General features: G+C 69.7%; 17 protein-coding genes. 7 read left to right on the forward strand and 10 right to left on the reverse strand.

The features are described 5' to 3' along the window. Positions 1-29 precede the first annotated feature (29 nt). The 6 genes from ACFY5A_RS12350 to ACFY5A_RS12375 form a co-directional block, all read right to left on the reverse strand. The gene (locus ACFY5A_RS12350) at positions 30-1007 is read right to left on the reverse strand and encodes a zinc-binding dehydrogenase (protein ID WP_387234371.1); all 978 of its coding nucleotides are present in this window, start codon (positions 1005-1007) and stop codon (positions 30-32) included. A gap of 21 nt (positions 1008-1028) precedes the next feature. Continuing rightward, positions 1029-1451, reverse strand: a complete 423-nt coding sequence (locus ACFY5A_RS12355) for an organic hydroperoxide resistance protein (protein WP_105676554.1) — start codon at positions 1449-1451, stop codon at positions 1029-1031. A gap of 22 nt (positions 1452-1473) precedes the next feature. Next, on the reverse strand, positions 1474-1908 hold the full coding sequence (locus ACFY5A_RS12360; RefSeq protein WP_387234375.1) for a MarR family winged helix-turn-helix transcriptional regulator: 435 nt from the start codon (positions 1906-1908) through the stop codon (positions 1474-1476). Between the two features lie 128 nt (positions 1909-2036). Beyond that, positions 2037-3815 (reverse strand): heavy metal translocating P-type ATPase, encoded by a 1779-nt coding sequence (locus ACFY5A_RS12365; protein ID WP_387234378.1) that lies wholly within the window; start codon positions 3813-3815, stop codon positions 2037-2039. A 179-nt stretch (positions 3816-3994) separates the two neighbouring features. Continuing rightward, positions 3995-4459 carry a universal stress protein gene (locus ACFY5A_RS12370; protein WP_387234381.1) on the reverse strand — a complete coding sequence of 155 codons (465 nt, stop codon included), beginning with the start codon at positions 4457-4459 and terminating at the stop codon, positions 3995-3997. A 44-nt stretch (positions 4460-4503) separates the two neighbouring features. Continuing rightward, positions 4504-4923: a pyridoxamine 5'-phosphate oxidase family protein gene (locus ACFY5A_RS12375; RefSeq protein WP_387234384.1), complete on the reverse strand. Its 420-nt coding sequence runs from the start codon at positions 4921-4923 to the stop codon at positions 4504-4506. 211 nt (positions 4924-5134) lie between these two features. On the opposite strand from ACFY5A_RS12375, the gene ACFY5A_RS12380 reads away from it, so the two are divergent. Then, a complete protein-coding gene (locus ACFY5A_RS12380) occupies positions 5135-7615 on the forward strand; it encodes a phosphoketolase (protein WP_387234386.1) in 2481 nt (826 codons plus the stop codon). Here the strand turns inward: ACFY5A_RS12380 and ACFY5A_RS12385 are convergent. Next, positions 7612-8262: a response regulator gene (locus ACFY5A_RS12385; protein WP_387234389.1), complete on the reverse strand. Its 651-nt coding sequence runs from the start codon at positions 8260-8262 to the stop codon at positions 7612-7614. The two genes, ACFY5A_RS12380 and ACFY5A_RS12385, sit on opposite strands and share 4 nt — an antisense overlap. 228 nt (positions 8263-8490) lie before the next feature. Here ACFY5A_RS12385 and ACFY5A_RS12390 point away from each other — a divergent pair, with 228 nt between their 5' ends. Next, complete coding sequence (locus ACFY5A_RS12390; protein WP_387234392.1) at positions 8491-9105, forward strand: pyridoxamine 5'-phosphate oxidase family protein; 615 nt, start codon at positions 8491-8493, stop codon at positions 9103-9105. A 21-nt stretch (positions 9106-9126) separates the two neighbouring features. Here ACFY5A_RS12390 and ACFY5A_RS12395 read toward each other — a convergent pair whose 3' ends face one another. Both ACFY5A_RS12395 and ACFY5A_RS12400 read right to left on the reverse strand, forming a co-directional pair. Next, positions 9127-9576, reverse strand: a complete 450-nt coding sequence (locus tag ACFY5A_RS12395) for a universal stress protein (RefSeq protein WP_387234395.1) — start codon at positions 9574-9576, stop codon at positions 9127-9129. Positions 9577-9636: 60 nt separating this feature from the next. Beyond that, positions 9637-10365, reverse strand: coding sequence for a universal stress protein (locus tag ACFY5A_RS12400; RefSeq protein WP_387234398.1), 729 nt, complete (start codon positions 10363-10365; stop codon positions 9637-9639). A gap of 128 nt (positions 10366-10493) precedes the next feature. Between ACFY5A_RS12400 and ACFY5A_RS12405 the strand changes: the two genes are divergently transcribed. The 3 genes from ACFY5A_RS12405 (at position 10494) to adhP (ending at position 14901) form a co-directional block, all read left to right on the forward strand. Then, positions 10494-12194: a GAF domain-containing protein gene (locus ACFY5A_RS12405; RefSeq protein ID WP_387234401.1), complete on the forward strand. Its 1701-nt coding sequence runs from the start codon at positions 10494-10496 to the stop codon at positions 12192-12194. Positions 12195-12272: 78 nt separating this feature from the next. Next, positions 12273-13733 carry an MBL fold metallo-hydrolase RNA specificity domain-containing protein gene (locus tag ACFY5A_RS12410; RefSeq protein WP_387234404.1) on the forward strand — a complete coding sequence of 487 codons (1461 nt, stop codon included), beginning with the start codon at positions 12273-12275 and terminating at the stop codon, positions 13731-13733. A 151-nt stretch (positions 13734-13884) separates the two neighbouring features. Next, positions 13885-14901 (forward strand): alcohol dehydrogenase AdhP, encoded by a 1017-nt coding sequence (gene adhP, locus ACFY5A_RS12415; protein ID WP_387234407.1) that lies wholly within the window; start codon positions 13885-13887, stop codon positions 14899-14901. A gap of 461 nt (positions 14902-15362) precedes the next feature. Here the strand turns inward: adhP and ACFY5A_RS12420 are convergent, their stop codons facing one another. After that, positions 15363-15818: a universal stress protein gene (locus ACFY5A_RS12420; RefSeq protein WP_387234410.1), complete on the reverse strand. Its 456-nt coding sequence runs from the start codon at positions 15816-15818 to the stop codon at positions 15363-15365. Between the two features lie 395 nt (positions 15819-16213). Here ACFY5A_RS12420 and ACFY5A_RS12425 point away from each other — a divergent pair, with 395 nt between their 5' ends. Both ACFY5A_RS12425 and ACFY5A_RS12430 read left to right on the forward strand, forming a co-directional pair. Next, entirely contained in the window at positions 16214-16585 is a 372-nt protein-coding gene (locus ACFY5A_RS12425) for a hypothetical protein (RefSeq protein WP_387234412.1), read from the forward strand. Between the two features lie 143 nt (positions 16586-16728). Continuing rightward, positions 16729-17556, forward strand: a complete 828-nt coding sequence (locus ACFY5A_RS12430; protein WP_387234415.1) for a CPBP family intramembrane glutamic endopeptidase — start codon at positions 16729-16731, stop codon at positions 17554-17556. Positions 17557-17603: the final 47 nt, after the last annotated feature.

The raw sequence follows: 17603 nt of genomic DNA on the forward strand, positions 1-17603 counted from the left end.
TGCGCCCCGCCCCTCGACATCGCAGACGCTCAGAACTTCAGGAGCACCTTGCCGACTCGGCCGGGCGTGTTGCTCGCGCGGACGGCATCCGCGGCGTCGGCCGCGTCGAAGACTCCAGCGACGGGCAGGGTGAGGGTGCCGTCGGAGACGCGCTGGATCAGCTCTCCGAACAGGGCGCCGCGCGTGGCAGCACCCATCGCCTGACTGACCTTGCTTCCCCAGAAGCCCTTGACGGTGGCCTGCTTGAAGATGACGTCGCCCGAGGCGATCTCCATCACGGGCGAGCTCATCGCGCCGAAGGCGACGAGCGTGCCGTTCTCGGCGAGCAGTGAGAGCACGTGTCCCGACGCGGCTCCGCCGACGGAGTCCACGCCGGCGACGATCGGGGCGCCGCCGGTGAGCGCCGTCGCCTGCTCGCGCCAGTCGTCCTGGTCGGTCGCGACGACGTTCTCGATGCCCTGGGCGCGGAGCTCCTCCACGCCTTCGGTGCGGCGCACGAGACCGAGCACGTTGACGCCGCGCGCAGCCCCGAGCTGCGCCAGCATCCGGCCGACTGCGCCGTTCGCGGCGTTCTGGACGATCCAGTCGCCCTCGCCGACCTCCAGGAACTGCAGCAGGCTGATCGTGCTGAACGGCATGGAGATCAGCTGTGCGGCGCTCTCGTCGGGGATCGCGTCGGACACCGGCACGAGGCCAGCGGCCGTGGTGACGATGTACTCCGCCCAGGCTCCGAAGGTTCCGCCCGTCGCCACGCGCTGGCCGACCGTGAGGTTCTCGACGCCGTCGCCGAGCGCGTCGACGATGCCGAGTGCCTCGGTGCCGGATGCCGCCGGCAGCTCGGGCTTGAAGCCGTAGGTGCCGCGGATCGTCCACAGATCGTGGTTGTGGATCGGGGAGAGGAGGATGCGCAGGCGCACCTGCCCCGGGCCGGGCTCCGGAAGCGGGCGGTCTTCGACCGTGAGGACCTCTTCGGGCTCGCCGAAGGTGTGGTGGATGAGTGCACGCATGTCTGTTTTCTCCTTGTGGGATCAGTCGTCGGAGACGGTGATGTCGACGTCGATGTTGCCGCGGGTGGCGTTCGAGTACGGGCACACCCGGTGCGCGGCATCCGCCAACGCCACGGCCTGCTCGTGGGGAAGGTCGGGGATGACCACCTCGAGCTGCACGGCGAGCCCGAACCCGCCCTCGCCGTTGGAGCCGATCTGCACGCGCGCCCCCACCGAGGAATCGGTGATCGCGACCTTCTGCGCGCGGGCCACGGTCTGCAGTGCGGAGTGGAAGCAGGCCGCGTAGCCGGCGGCGAACAGCTGTTCGGGGTTCGCACCGTCTCCGCTGCCGCCGAGCTCCTTGGGCACGGCGAGGTCGAAGTCGAGTCGACCCTCTGACGTGGCGACCCGGCCGTTGCGGCCTGCGCCCGTCGCCAGGGCTTCTGCGGTGTAGAGAGCGTCCATCGTGTGGATTCCTTTCGAGTGGTCAGTTCGCGGTGCTCTTCTGGAGCAGCGCGGTGAGTTCCTGGAGCTCGGCGATCAGCCGCCGGCGGCGGTCATCGTCGTGCACGCCGGCGAGATCGGCGATCTGCGCACGGATCGGGGCGACCTCGGCGCGCAGCGCGCGACCGGCTTCGGTCAGCTGTACCGTGACGACGCGCTCGTCGGCCGTGCTGCGCTGCTTCGTCACGAGGCCCGCCTGCTCGAGCCTGCGCACCAGGGGGGAGAGGGTGCCGGAGTCGAGCTGCATCGCGTCGCCGAGGGATCCGACGGTCTGCTCGCCCTCGTTCCAGAGGATCGCCAGCACGAGGTACTGCGGGTAGGTGAGCCCCCACGGGGCGAGCAAGGCGCGGTAGGCCTGTGTGGTGGCGCGTGCCGCCGAGTAGAGCGAGAAGCACACCATCTCTTCGGTGATCGGCATGAGGTGAGTCTTGCACACAATTCAATTGTGCACAATTTATCGTCGTTCACCGGCGACGTGACGGATGCACCGATCCTCGGAACCGGCCTCTCAGACCCGAGGTCCGCCGGTCGGCAGGGCCGCCACGATCATGAGATGCGCCCCTTGAGCGCCCGCAGCGCGTAGAGGATCGTCGCGAGATCGACGAGCTCCTGGACGAGCGCGCCGGCGACTGCCGGGATGAGGCCGGTCATCGCGACGATCATGAGCGCGATGCTCAGCCCGATGCCGATCCAGATGGACGCCAGCGCCACTCGCATCGTATGGCGCCCGATCGCGACCGCGTCGGTGACCCTGTCGAGCGAGTCGACGAGGATCACGACGTCGGCGGCGTCCCCGGCGGCGGTCGCGCCCTTGGCACCCATGGCGATCCCGATATCGGATGCCGCGAGAACGGGTGCGTCGTTGACGCCGTCGCCGATCATCATGAGCGGGCGCGGCTGCATCTCGGAAGCGATCCCGACCTTCTCCGGGGGGAGCAGCTCGGCGTGCACCTCGTCGATCCCGAGCTGCTGCGCGATCGATTCCGCGGTGGAGCGCACGTCGCCGGTGAGCATCGCGATCCGCTCGACGCCGTGGCCGCGCAGCCACGAGACCACCGCCGCCGCCTCGGGGCGCGCATCGTCGGCGAGCACGAGCGCCCCCGCGTACCGACCGTCCACGGCGACATAGGCCGCGGCCTGACCCGGCGCGAGTGTCTCCCGCCGCGTGTCGGCTGCGACGCGCGCGACGTATGACGGCTTTCCGACGACGACGGCGTGGCCGTCGATCGTCGCCGCGACCCCGTTCGTCGCGATCTCGGCAGCGTCGCCCGCCGCATGCAGCGTGAGGCCCCGGTCCTCTGCGGAGCGGCGGATGCCGTCGGCGAGCACGTGCGACGAGTACTGCTCTGCGGAGGCGGCGAGACGGAGCACCTCATCGGCGTCGAATCCTGTTGCGGGTCGTACGTCGACGAGCTCCGGACGCCCCTGGGTCAACGTGCCCGTCTTGTCGAATGCCGCGGTGCGCACGCGTGCGAACTGCTCGATGACCGCGCCGCCCTTGATGATGACTCCGGCCTTGGCAGCGCGGGAGAGTCCGCCGAGGAAGGCGACCGGTGCGGCGATGAGCAGCGGGCAGGGCGTCGCGAGCACGAGGACCTCGGCGAAGCGGAGGGAGTCGCCCGACAGCGCCCAGGCCGCGCCGGCCAGCACCAGCGACACGGCGGTGAACGGGATCGCGAAGCGGTCGGCGAGCCTCACGACGGGCGCGCGCGACTCCTCCGCGGCATGCACGAGCGCCACGATCTGCTGATACTGGCTGTCCTCGCTGCGGCGGAGCGCGCGGATCCGCACCGCACGATGCCCGTTGATCGCGCCGGAGAGCACCTCCTCGCCTGAGGCGCGGGTCACAGGCATGCTCTCACCCGTCAGCGACGACTCGTCGAACGAGGCGGAGTCGGTGAGGAGCGCGCCGTCGACGGGGATGATCTCGGCCGGCCTGATGAGGAGGACGTCGCCGACGCCGACTTCTCCGACCGGCACGTCGCGGACCTCGTCGGTGTCGGACGAATCCGGGTCGACGAGGACGTGCGCGATCCGCGGCGAGCGGTCGAGGAGCGCCGAGAGGTCCCGCTTCGCCCTCCTGCTCGCGTACTCCTCGAGAGCTTCGCCTCCCGACAGCATCAGCACGATGATGAGGGACGCGAGGTACTCGCCGACGGCGAGCGTCGCGATCATGGCGACGAGTGCGAGGATGTCCAGTCCGACGTGGCCGCGGATCACGTCCTTCACCATCCCGACGAGAGTCCACGCGATGAACGCGCCAACGTAGAGGGTGGACGACCCCCGGGCGACTCCCTCCTGACCCGTGGCGAGGAGGGTGAGCACTCCGGCGAGGCAGACGATGGTGAGGGCTATCTCGGGGTATCGCCGAATCAGCCGGAACGCTCGCTTCCCCTCTTCTTTCCGTGGATGTCGGGTGCCGGCCTGGTCGGTGCGCCCCTGGTCCCCTCGATGAGCGGAGAGCGGGGCGACGGGAGCGGATTCGCCGGGCGGGAGAGCAGGCATCACGCGTCGATCGACGCCGTGACGTCTCCGGTCTCCGGCTCCTCGTCGCGCACGATCAGCACCGGGCAGTGCGCGTGAGCCACACAGGCGGCGCTGACCGAGCCGAGGAGAAGTCCGACGAAGCCTCCGTGCCCGCGGGTGCCGAGGACGAGCATCGCGCACCGGGCGCTCACCTCGATGAGCGAGCGGGCGGGGGAGCCGGGGAGGACGACGCTCGTGATTCCGGCGGGCGGGTCGTCGCCGAACGCCTCGTGGATCGACGCGTCGAGGAGCTCGCGCGCCTCCTGGTCCGGAGACCATTCGATGGCGAGACGCGGGACGAGCGGAGGCGACGTCCACGCGGTGACGACTTCGAGGGGCGCACCGAGCGCGTGGGCGAGCGTCGCGGCATAGCGCAGGGCGACGACCGAGGACGGGGATCCGTCGACGCCGGCGACGATCGGAGCAGGTTGTTCGAGTGTCATGTCTCCACACTCCCGCTGTCCGCACCCGGTGCGCGGGACGAAAGTCACTCGGGGCGCGACTCGTGCGCGAACGCTCTGCCGTCCACGCTGGTCGGGAGGATGCGCACCCAGCGGTCCTTCTCCTCCGGCGCCCACGGCCGAACCCCCAGCCGCTCGGCCGCGATGACCTCGGCGTCACGGTCGAACTCCTCGGCCGTGCCCTTGACCACCACACTGAACGCCTCCTCGCCCGTGAGCCCGTCCACCTCGAATGCGATCGAACTGTGGATCGTGAGCTCGAGCAGCTTCGTCCCCGCAGCCGTGCGGAACACGATCGAGCGTCCGTCGACGCGGTGGTTGATCGGGAAGATGTCCACGTGTCCCGCTGCCGCCGCGGCGATGCGCCCGTACGGCGCGTCCTCGATGCGCTGCCAGCACTCGTCCTCGGCGAGCCTCCGAGTCTGCGCGCTTTCGATGTCCGTCATGACCGTTCCTTTCCTCGTGGAGGGGCCGGTGTCGGCGATACAGGGCATCGTGCCTCGGTCATGCGGTGCGTGCAGGGTCGAAGGTCCTGCGAAGACGGGCGTGGGGCCGTTCCCGCTGGCTGGTTCCTCGTGAGGGAGGGAAGGAACCCTCCGTCGTGCCCGCGGGACCTTCGGCTCTCCAGCGTCGCGTTCCGAGGTGTGTGATGGCGGCATGACGACCGCTTCCGCCCCCGCCTCCGATTCCGTCGCCCCCGCCCCCGATGTCCCGAGAGGCACCCCGATCTGGCCGCATCGCGCCGTGCAGGAGCCCGACGCGGTGACGCTGCAGGGGCTGGACGCGTGGTGGAGGGCGGCGAACTACCTCTCCGTCGGCCAGATCTACCTGCTCGACAATCCACTGCTCCGCGCACCTCTCGAACGCGAGCACATCAAGCCGCGGCTTCTCGGTCACTGGGGCACCACGCCGGGACTCAACTTCATCTACGCGCACCTCAACCGGGTCATCCGGGAGCGGGAGCTCCGCGCGATCTACGTGACGGGCCCTGGGCACGGCGGCCCCGGCATGGTCGCGAACGCCTATCTCGACGGCACGTACAGCGAGGTGTACCCGGCGATCGACCGGAGCGCGGAGGGGCTCAGACGGCTGTTCCGGCAGTTCTCGTTCCCCGGCGGCATCCCGAGCCATGTGGCGCCCGAGACCCCCGGTTCGATCCACGAAGGAGGCGAGCTGGGATATTCGCTCTCCCACGCGTACGGCGCGGCCTTCGACAACCCCGACCTGCTGATCGCGGCCGTCGTCGGCGACGGCGAGGCGGAGACGGGGCCCCTGGCGACCAGTTGGCACTCGAACAAGTTCATGGACCCACTTCACGACGGAGTGGTTCTGCCGATCCTCCATCTGAACGGGTACAAGATCGCCAACCCCGCCGTGCTCGCCCGGATACCGGAGGACGAGCTGATGAGCCTCATGCGCGGCTACGGTCACACGCCCTATCTCGTGTCCGGCGGGTTCGACGGCGAGGATCCGATGGCGGTGCACGCGCGCTTCGTCACCGTGCTGGACACGGCGCTCAACCAGATCGCCCGCATCAAGGCGGATGCCGCAGCGGGTTCTCTCCGGGGGAGGCCGGCCTGGCCGATGATCGTGCTCCGCACGCCGAAGGGATGGACCTGTCCGCCCGAGATCGACGGCCATGCGGCGGAGGACAGCTGGCGCTCCCATCAGATTCCGCTCCACGACGCCCGCGGCACCGAGGCGCACAGGAGGGTGCTGGAGTCGTGGATGCGCTCGTATCGGCCGGAGGAGCTCTTCGACGAGAGCGGGGCCGTGTCGGAGTCCGTGTCGGCGCTGGCCCCCGCGGGCGATCTGCGCATGAGCGCCAACCCCGTCACGAACGGCGGCCTTCTGCGCACGGAGCTCCGGCTGCCGGACTTCCGGCGATACGGGGTCGATGTCCCCAGCCCCGGAGCGACGACGAGCGAGGCCACACGCGTGCTCGGAGGATGGCTGCGCGACGTGGTCGCGGGCAACCCGCATGACTTCCGGATCTTCGGCCCCGACGAGACCGCATCCAATCGTCTGGACGCGGTGTTCGAGGTCACAGACAAGCAGTGGAACGCCGCGCTCCTGCCCGCGGACGAGGACAATCATCTCGCCGGGACCGGACGGGTCGTGGAGATGCTGAGCGAGCACCAGTGCCAGGGGTGGCTCGAGGGATACCTCCTCACCGGACGGCACGGGATGCTGAACTCCTACGAGGCCTTCGTGCACATCGTCGACTCGATGTTCAACCAGCACGCCAAGTGGCTGAAGACCATGAGGAGCATCCCCTGGCGTCGGCCGATCGCCTCGCTGAACTACCTGCTGAGCTCGCACGTCTGGCGGCAGGACCACAACGGTCTGTCGCACCAGGACCCGGGCTTCATCGATCACGTCGTGAACAAGAAGGCGGATGTCGTCCGCGTGTACCTCCCGTTCGACGCGAACACCCTGCTGTCGACCTACGATCACTGTCTGCGATCCGTCGGCTACGTCAACGTCGTCGTGGCAGGGAAGCAGCCGGCGCCGAACTGGTTGACGATGGAGCAGGCCGTCGAACACTGCACCAGGGGGCTCGGCATCCTGGACTGGGCGGGCACCGAACAACAGGGTGACGAACCCGACGTGGTCCTCGCGGCAGCCGGCGACGTCCCGACTCTGGAGGTCCTCGCCGCCGCAGCCATCCTGCGCACCAGGGTCACCGGGTTGCGGGTCCGCGTCGTCAACGTCGTCGATCTCATGCGTCTCCAGAGCGCGGACGAGCATCCTCATGGCCTCGACGATCGTGAGTACGACGCCGTCTTCACGGCAGACAAGCCCGTCGTGTTCGCCTACCACGGGTATCCCTGGCTGATCCACCGGCTGACGTATCGACGGCACGGCCATGCGAACCTCCACGTCCGCGGCTACATCGAGGAGGGCACGACGACGACGCCCTTCGACATGGTCATGATGAACGGGATGGATCGGTACCGCCTCGTCATGGACGTGATCGACAGGGTGCCGGGGCTGGGGGCGCGAGAGGCGGTGCTCCGGCAGGAGATGCAGGATTCGCGGGTGCGTGCGCGCGCCTACACGCGCGAGCACGGCGAGGACTCCCCGGAGGTGGCGGACTGGGCGTGGGGGAACGCTGCCGAGGTCACCGACTCCTAGGGGCGCGTGCCGGCAGGGCGTGCGGCGTGCTCGACCTGGAGGATCGCCGCCTGCGTGCGTCGCTCGAGACCGAGCTTGCTGAGCAGGGAGGACACGTAGTTCTTCACCGTCTTCTCCGCGAGTCCGAGCCGATCGCCGATCTGGCGATTGGTGAGACCGTCGGCGATCAGCGCGAGGATCTGCTTCTCCCTGAGGTTGAGCGAGCCGAAGCGGGGATCGTCCTCCACGGCATCGCTCACGCGGCGATGAGCCTGCTGCACGAGCGAAGGGTCCAGCAGTCGGCGACCCTGCCCGACCGCGCGCACGGCATCCACGAGCTCTGCGGTGCGCACGCTCTTGAGCAGATAGCCCGCAGCGTCACCGACGATCGCGGCGAACAGCGCCTCGTCGTCGTCGTAGGCCGTGAGCATCAGGCAGCGCACGCTCGGATGGTCCTGTCTGATCTGGCGGCACAGGTCGATCCCGCTCCCATCCGGGAGGCGGACGTCGAGGATCACGACGTCGGGCATCGTGGCGGCGATCCGCGGCGCGGCCTCCCGGCAGGTGGATGCCTCGCCGATCACGGTGAGATCCTGCTGGACCTCCAGGAGGTCGGCGAGACCGCGGCGGACCACCTCGTGATCGTCGACGAGGAAGATTCGGAGCATGCCTCACCTCAGCCTTCTCGCGCCGCGACCGTGGCGCTGCGCGTCTCTTCTGATCGATCGCTCGCGTTCATCGTCAGCGTACAACCGAGGCATTCCGGTGTCAGGGGAACTCGCGGGCGCTGTGCGCGTCGACAGGGGCGGGACCTTGTACCCGGGATCGACGTGTGTCGCGTCGTTGACTGGGATGCGAGCAGGCCGCCGTGGCGCGGCGGGATCAGGAGGTCGATCATGGTCACGATGGACAACCGCGGCGGCGGAGCGGACTCCGACGTGAGCGGGGGCGGTGCACATGGCCGGACGCCGGGGGTCGAGGCGCTCAGCACCGCCGCATGCTGGAGGCTCGTGGAGTCGAGCACGATCGGCCGTCTCGCGGTGGAACGGGCGGACGGCGGCCCCGACGTGTTCCCGTTGGACTTTCTGGCCAGGGACGGTCGGGTGTACATGAGGACGGCGCCGGGGTCGAAGCTGCGGAGCATCGTCTCGCGCCCCGCGGTCGCATTCGAAGTCGACGGCGAAGACCGCAGGGGCTGGTGGAGCGTCGTGCTGCGCGGGACCGCGCGGCGGATGGACAGCCAGGCGGAGATCGATTCGTCCGGCGTTCGCGATCTCGTCTCTCACGCGCCACACGAGAAGCTCGTCTACATCTGCCTCGAGCCGGATATCGTGACGGGGCGGAGGGTCCACACGGTCGACCCGAGGGCGGATGGGGACACGGGGGACGACCCCGTCAACGGCATCGGCGGTCGGCGAACGTCGCCCGTGCAGGAGGATGCCGACGGCGCCGTGCACGGCAAGGCGGAGAAGCCCACGCCGATTCCTCACCTCAGCCCGCCGAGGGTATGACCGCCGGAGGGCTGGCGCCGCTCAGCCCTCGGTCGCCGGTGCGTCACGGACGACGAGGACGGGACAGGCGGCGTGAGCGGCGCACGCAGCGCTCACCGAGCCGATGAGCATGCGCGCGAACCCGCCGAGTCCACGGCTTCCGACGACGAGCATGCGCGCGTGCGCGCTCTCCTCGATGAGCGCCTTGGCCGCCGGGCCGGCGATCGTCCGCTGCTGCAACCCGGCGGGCGGGTCGCCGAGGAACGCCGCCGCCACGGACTCGGCGAGGGCGCGCTGCGCCTGCTCCTTCGGTGACCAGTCGACATCGGGGGAGAACGGATCGAGCATCACCGGGATCGTCCACGCGCTCACGGCCTCGAGAGGCGCGTGCAGCGCGGCGGCGATGCGCGCTCCGTGGACGAGCGCCGACACCGACGATGCGGATCCGTCGACGCCGACGATGACGGGCTGCGTGTTCGTCTGTGCTGTCATGCTCTCAGCATCGGGCGCCCCGACCGAGGGATGCGGGACGAAAGTCACACGGTGCGGGTTTCAGCTGCGCTGCGGTCGGCGGACGATCAGCACGGGGGCGTTCAGGTTGATGAGAACGTCGTGGGCGACGGATCCGAGGGCATGGCGTGCACTGGCCCCGAGGACCAGCAGGGCGCAGTTGCGCGAGGCGTCGAGGAGCGCTTCGGCGGGGCGCCGCTCCGACGTCCGTGAGCGGATGCTCAGCGAGGGCCACCGTGCCGTCGCCGTCGCCAGAGCCCGTGCGAGTACGGGACCTTCCGTCTCCACAGCGCCGGGGATGAGCCCCTCGAACGTGGAGTGCACGAAGAGCAGAGGCTCTGCCCTGGACGCGGCTTCCCGAGCGGCGGCGTCCACGACCCGGGTCGCGTCGTCGCCGTCGACGATCCCCGCGACGACCCCGGAGCGGAATCGCAGATCCACCTCGGGGATGACGGCGACGCTGCACGGCACGGCCGCGGCGATCTGAAGTCCGCGGGTGCCGTAGACGCGGCTGTGGATGAATCCCGTCTTCCCCGAACCGATCACGAGGACATCGTCGTCGGCCACGAAGCGGGCGAGCGCATCGGGCGCCGATTCGCCCTTGATCGTCGTCATGCCGTCCCGCACCAGAGGCCCGAGGTCCTGACCCGGACGATCGACATGCACCGTGACGAGAGGGACCCCATCGGACGCCGCATGCGCGGCGGCCCATTCCCTGGCCGTCTCGGCGCTGTCGGTGCCGCCGACGGCGAGGACGTATCGTGTGGGCATCCGATGACCGCCTCCCTGGATCGTGCGTGTCCATGCTCTCCCGCCAGCGATGCGCGGGAAGGGTCCAAGGTCCCGGCGTGAGCGGCGCGCAGTAGACTCACTGTCACGGCAGCCCGAAGGCGGGAGTCATGAACGAAGAGTCCCTCAGCTTCCCCGACCATCGGCGCTCTGAACTCGAGAGCACCATCGGCGAGCTGCTCGACCGTGCGCAGATGGTGTTGAATGCGCAGGGACGCCTGCGCAGCCTCCTTCAGGCGAGTCGCTCCGTCGTGACGGGGCTCGAGCTGCCCCAGGTGCTGCGTCACATCGCGGAGGCCGCGGTCACGCTGGTGGACGCGCAGTACGGAGCGCTCGGGGTCGTCGACCGCGACGGTCGGCTGGAGCAGTTCATCCACGTGGGAATGCCGGAGGACACAGCCGCTCTGATCGGTGATCTGCCCGAGGGGCACGGCATCCTCGGCGCTGTGATCCAGAGTGAGACCCCCATCCGGCTGGACGACCTCGGGGCGGACCCGAGATCGGCGGGCTTCCCGCCGAATCATCCTCCGATGCGGACCTTCCTCGGTGTGCCGATACGCGTGCGCGGCGAGATCTACGGCAACCTCTACCTCACCAACCGGGTCGGCGGGACGTTCACGGACGAGGACGAGGAGCTGGTGCTCGCTCTCGCCTCGACCGCGGGCATCGCGATCGACAACGCGCGCAGGTACGAGGAGACCCGGAGACTCCAGCGGCTCAGCAGCTCCCTCGCGGAGGTCACGGCCGCCCTGCTGTCTCCGGACTCCGCCGACGCGTTCGGGGTCGTGGCGGAACGCGTCGGAGTGCTGATCGAGGCTGACCTCGTGTGTCTCGTCGTATCCGCCGTGGACGAGGAGGAGGGCTACAGGATCGAGGCGGCACGAGGCGCCGGGGCGCAGTCCATCGAAGGGGCGGAGCTGCCGGGCGACCATCCGCTCGTCTCGCGCGCGATGCAGGGCGGGATCGCCATGGGGTCGGGCGGCATCCTGGACGCTTCGGTCGAGGGAGATCCCGGAGCGGGAGGCTCGACCATCGCCGTGCCGCTCGTGGTGGCGGGGGAGCCGTCGGGGGCACTGTGCGCGAGCCGCGCGGCGGGCGGCCCGCGATTCTCCTCCGACGATCTGTCGACGCTGTCGGAGTTCGCCGCGCAGGCGGGTCTCGCTCTCGCTCTCGCCCGGGCGCGCGCCGACCGCCATCGGCTCGACGTGATCGAGGATCGGGCGCGCATCGCCAGAGATCTCCACGACACCGTCATCCAGCGGCTCTTCGGCGCGGGGCTCGGTCTGCAGGCGCTGGCTGCGTCGTTGCCGACCCATGCGGCGGCGATCCTCGCGCACGTCGATGCGATCGACGCGGCCATCGCGGATTTCCGGACGGCGATCTTCTCGCTGCAGACCTCGCCGGGCGACTCCGTCAGGCACCGCGTCCTCGATGTGGTGACTGATCTGACCCCGAGTCTCGCGGCGATGCCCCGACTGGCGTTCGACGGTCCCATCGACCTCCTGGTCACAGGGGTCATCGCCGACGACGTCGTCGCGGTCGTGCGCGAAGCCCTCAGCAACGTCGCCCGTCACGCGCAGGCCGCGACCGTGGAGGTGAGCGTCTCCGCCACGCCGTCGGAGGTCACGGTCACCGTGCGCGATGACGGGAAGGGGATGCCGGACGGCCCTTCACGGTCCAGCGGCACGGCCAATCTCGCGGCGCGCGCACGCAACCACGGCGGCGCCTTCGTCATCGAATCCGGGAGCACCGGTGGGGTGCTCGTTCGGTGGCGCGTCCCCCTCGTTGCGAACCGACCCGATCCGCACTGACGCGTCGGCCGTGATCGGCTCCGTGCCCGGGTGACCTTGGTCCCCCTCGGCGCCCTCGACGTCGTCGAGAGTGGCGTGATGGACGAGCAACGTGATCGGACGCGGACGATCCGCGATGGCTTCGGGAAGAACACCGCTCACTCCTCCGAGGGGAGGGCGGCACCTGCGACCCTGACCTTCCTGGGGGCGGCGGACACGGTGACGGGTTCGCGCTACCTGCTCAGCGGCGACGACGCGCGGGTGCTCGTGGACTGCGGTCTCTTCCAGGGGTACAAGGTGCTGCGGGCGCGAAACCGATCGCCTTTCCCGGTACCTGCCTCGTCGATCGACGCCGTGGTTCTCACACACGCCCACCTCGACCACTCCGGGTACGTGCCCGCCCTCGTGCGCGGAGGGTTCCAGGGCCGCGTCTACGCGAGCGAGGGCACGGTCGAGCTGTGCCGGATCATGCTCCTGGACAGCGCCCACCTGATGGAGGAGGAGGCGAGGCACGCCGCGAGGCACGGCTGGTCCCGGCATGCGGACCCGCAGCCCCTGTACACGGTCGAGGACGCGACCAGGGCTCTGGAGCACTTCGTCGCCGTCCCGGAGGACGAGGAGTTCTCCGTCGCCGATGGCATCAGCGCCAGGCTGGTCCCCGCCGGACACATCCTCGGAGCGATGAGCGCCTACGTCGGCATCCAGGGGCGCACGGTCTGCGTCTCCGGTGATCTCGGGCGCCCCGACGATCCGTTGATGAGGCCGCCCCGCCCCTTCGAGGGCGCGGACATCCTCATCGCCGAGTCCACCTACGGGAATCGCGCGCACGTCGCCGAGGATCCGGAGGACCGGCTGGGCGACGTCGTGCGACGCACGCTGCGGCGTGGCGGGGTGGTGCTGATACCCGCCTTCGCCGTGGGGCGCACCGAAACTGTTCTTCTCCACCTGTCGCGTCTGCGCGACAGCGGCAGGATACCGGAGGCCCCGATCTACGTGAACAGCCCCATGGCGGTGAGTGTCGCCGATGTGTATCGGCGGCACCCGGCCGAACATCGACTGGATGCGCAGGAGCTCGAGCGCCTGTACTCGATCGCCGACGAGGTCCGCAGCGTGGACGAGTCGAAGCTCCTCAATCTGCGGGGCGGACCGATGATCATCGTGTCGGCGAGCGGCATGCTCGCGGGAGGACGCATACTCCACCATCTGCAGGCCTACGGTCCCGACCCGCGCAACGCGATCGTGCTCACCGGCTTCCAGGCCGCGGGCACGAGAGGTTCGCATCTCCTCGACGGCGAGCGCACACTGCGCATCTACGGGCAGGACGTGCCGATCAGAGCGGAGGTCGTCGACATCGGCTCGATGTCGGCGCATGCGGATGCGGATGAGGTCATCGGATGGATGAGAGGAGCACCGCGCCCTCCCGAGACCGTCTACGTGACGCACGGTGAGCCAGCCGCGGCCGACGCGCTTCGGCTCCGCGTCGAGCGTGAGCTGGGGTGGCGCGCCCGCGTCCCCGAGCACCTGGAGGAGATCCGGCTGGAGCCAGGGTCCTCCCGCTGATCGACGGCGACAGGGGAGGAGGGACCGCCCCGGGGGACCTTCGGCCCACGCCAGGAACACGCACCACGAGAGAGTCGGTGCAGACAGGGTGGCCGCGTGGCCCCGTCGGCAGAACCTCATCCGTCACGCGGGCACCCTGAAGGAGCAGAACGTGAAAGCCGCAGTCGTCACCTCGTTCACCACACCGCTGGAGATCCGCGACCGGGAGGTCCCGGAGCCGGGACCGGGAGAGGTCCTGGTCAGGCTCGAGACGTGCGGCCTCTGCCACACGGACATCCACGCCGCACACGGGGACTGGCCCGTCAAGCCGGAGCCGCCCTTCATCCCCGGGCATGAAGGGGTCGGCATCGTCGAGAAGCTCGGGGAGGGCGTCATCAACCGGGCTCTCGGCGAGCGCGTCGCCATCCCGTGGCTCGGGTACGCGTGCGGCGAGTGCCGGTTCTGCATCGACGGTCGTGAGACGCTCTGCGAGAAGCAGCGCAACAGCGGCTACTCGGTCGACGGTGCGTTCGCCGAGTACGCGGTCGCCGCAGCGCGGTTCGTCGTGCCGGTGCCGGACGGGGTGTCGTCGCTGGATGCCGCACCGCTCACGTGCGCAGGCGTGACGACGTACAAGGCCTTGAAGGTCGCCCGCATCGTCCCCGCCGAGAGCGTCGCCGTGTTCGGCATCGGAGGACTGGGGCACCTCGCGGTGCAGTACGCACGGCTCCTGGGCGGTTCGGTGATCGGCGTCGACGTCGAGGACGACAAGCTCGATCTCGCGCGCGAGCTCGGCGCCGACCACGTCGTGAACGCCGCGAAGGTCGATCCCGTGGAGGCGATCCGCGAACTCGGCGGCGCCGACGTGGCCGTCGTCCTCGCCGCATCTCCCCGGGTGTTCGAGCAGGCGTTCTCGTCGCTCAACCGCGGAGGGCGACTGATCTGCGTCGCGCTGCCGGCCGATCAGAAGATGACGGTGTCGATCTTCGAGACCGTGCTCAAGGGCATCTCGATCATCGGATCCATCGTCGGGACGCGTCAGGATCTCGCTGAGGTGTTCGCCCTCCACGCGGCGGGGCGCACCAGGATCATCGCCGAGCCGCGGCGGATCGAGCAGGTCAACGACGCGATCGCCGACGTCCTGTCGGGGAAGGTCCTGGCCCGCCTGGTGTTCGACTACCGCACCTGAGCCGTCGCCTCGTCGTGCATCCGACCGGCGCTCTCCCCTGTGGAGGGCGCCGGTCTCTCGTCGTCGGGCTACGGTGACGAGCGGGACGGCGCAGGCGTGGTGAACCGCGCGGAGCGGCGATGCAGCCGGCGCTCATACCGATGCATCGGAGTGATGACGGGGCCGCGGATGACAGGGCGGCGGAGCTGCCGCGCGAAGAACCGCGACGTCGCGAGTTCGACGCGACCGCGGTAGAGGACGACCGTGGCGACGAGTGCGAGGAAGAACGGCCAGGGAAGCGGGCGGAACTCCTCGGCGGTCAGGCCGGAGGGCGAAGACCGCAGGGCGGCGAGAACCTCGGCGCCCGAACGGGTCGCTGCGTCACGGATGTCGGAGGGGACGTTCTCGTGGGTGATCGAGGGAGTCGTGGGTGATCGAGGGAGAGTGCATCTGCGGAGGAGCAAGCCTCTGGGGCCCGCGGCTCAGGCGGCTTTCCCGGCGGGCGCAGAAGAACCGTGCACGATCAGCACGGGGCAGTGTGCATGCTCCGCGCAGGCGGCGCTGACCGAGCCCAGGAGGAGTCCGACGAACCCGCCGTGCCCGCGGCTGCCCAGCACGAGCATCCCGCTGGTCTCGCTGACGTCGATCAGGGTGGCGGCCGGGGGACCCTGCAGCACGGTGCGAGTCAGCCCCGACGGCGGTTCTTCGCCGAAGGCTGCAGTGACGGCATCCGCGAGAATCTGCTCCGCGTCCTGCTCCGGATGCCATTCGGCGAGAAGATCAGCAGGGGTGAAGGGAGGATACGTCCAGGTGATGACCGCCTCCAGAGGGGCGTTCAGAACCTCGGCGAGGGGTGCGGCGTAGCGCAGAGCCTCGACGGAGGACTCGGAGCCGTCGACGCCGACGACGATGCGATCTGCAGATGTGTGCTGTTCCATCCCTCCACGCTCGACCACGACGAACTGCGAGGAGGGGACGAAGGTCACACGGATGTCGCGGCGCACTCCCGACTCCGCGGGACCTTCGTCCTGCCCTGGGCGCACGGCGGGCGGAAAGGTGTTCGACAGGTCCGATGCAGATGGGACGCGGTGAAAGTTGGGGCTTCGGAACGCGACCATTCCCGGACCCGCCCTGTGACGGGCCGGTGCGCGTGCTGTCTCGAGTCGACGCGGACCGGCGTACAGGGGCGACGGGGATGCCGCCTTTCGGGAGGCGGCATCCCCGATCCGCCGGCAGCTGCGGTCTCCTGGTCGCCCGTGCGCTGCGAGGTCCGTCATTGGTCCGACATGTACGCGATCTGGAGACGGAGCCGCAGACGCCCTAGGGTGGCCCCATGAGCACAGTCGCCGTGGATGCCCCCGTCGTGTCGACGATGCCGCGCTGGTGGCTGCGCCGCCGCTTCGTGCTCCTGATGAGCGTGCTGGTGCTCCCCGCTGCGCTGGCGGCCCTGCTGAACAGCTACGGCGCGCTCACGGAGGAGTCCGCGATGCGCATGGCGTTCGCGACCGTGGCCGGGCAGACCGTCGCGATGCTCGGCGCGCTCGCCGCGGTGGTGCTCACGATCGTGCAGAGACGAAGGGGGCTCGTCCTCTTCGTCCTGATCGGCTTCGTCGTGATCGTGAACGCGGTGGCGGCCATGGGGTCGGCGGGGGAGCTCCTCCTCTCCCGTCTCGACCTGATGGCGGAGACCGCAGCTCTGAACTGACGGTCCGCGGGTCCGGAGATCGGTGATTCCGGGTTTCCCCCGGGAGTCGTCGGGTTTCCCCCGTTCCTGCCGTCGAGCGCCCTCGCCTACGGTGCCAGAGGCGACGAAAGTTCGCCCGCTCCCGTCGACGAACAGAGGTCTCCATGAAGGTGTCTCCCGCACGCAGCCGACCCGCCGGTCCCATCGGCGCCGATGTCGCCTGGTTCTTCACGATCGCGATCCTGTTGTGCTTCGCGATCTCCGTGCCGATGGTCTTCCGGCTCGTCCCGACAGACCTCTACAACGTGATCACACCGATCATGCAGATGACGCCGCTGCTGGCCGCGATCATCATGTGGCTCATCCGGAGACCGGGGACCTTCCGGTCGACCTTCGCTACCGGCTGGCGCGGAACGTTCGGCTGGATCGGCATCGGCATCGGCCTCATCGCGGCGATCGCGGCGATCCAGACCGCCATCGCGGTGGCCACGGGGATCTGGACGCTCAACCCTGTGGATCAGATCATCGGGACCGCGGTGTGGATACTCCCGGTGTTCGTGATGCAGTCGGTCTTCGCCATCGGCGAGGAGTTCGGCTGGCGGGGCTGGCTGGCCACGCGCGCCGCATCGTGGGGCTTCTGGCCGCTGGCGGTCGTGAGCGGCCTGGTGTGGATCGTCTGGCACCTGCCCGTCCTCGCCGTCATCGGCGACCGACCGTTCTGGGACATCGTGATCTACTTCGCGGGGATGCTGCCGTGGGCGCCGCTCCTGCTCGCGCTGCGCTGGCGGTCGGGCAGCGTGTGGCCCGCCGTCCTGACGCACGGGGCGATCAACAGCATCCGGGTGTACCTGCTGCAGTCGGTGCCGAACGCGACCGATCACCTGCTCATCGAGGTGATCGGCTGGGTGCTCACGCTCGCCGCGGCCGTCTGGCTGATGCGCAAGGGCGGTGCGCCCGTCGTCCGCGCCGCCGTTCGGCGGGCGCAGGTCTGAGACGACGAAGGGCCCCGCCTGCTCAGGCGGGGCCCTTCCGTGTCTCT

The organism is Microbacterium sp. NPDC012755, from assembly GCF_042901325.1.
Taxonomy (GTDB): Bacteria; Actinomycetota; Actinomycetes; order Actinomycetales; family Microbacteriaceae; genus Microbacterium; species Microbacterium natoriense.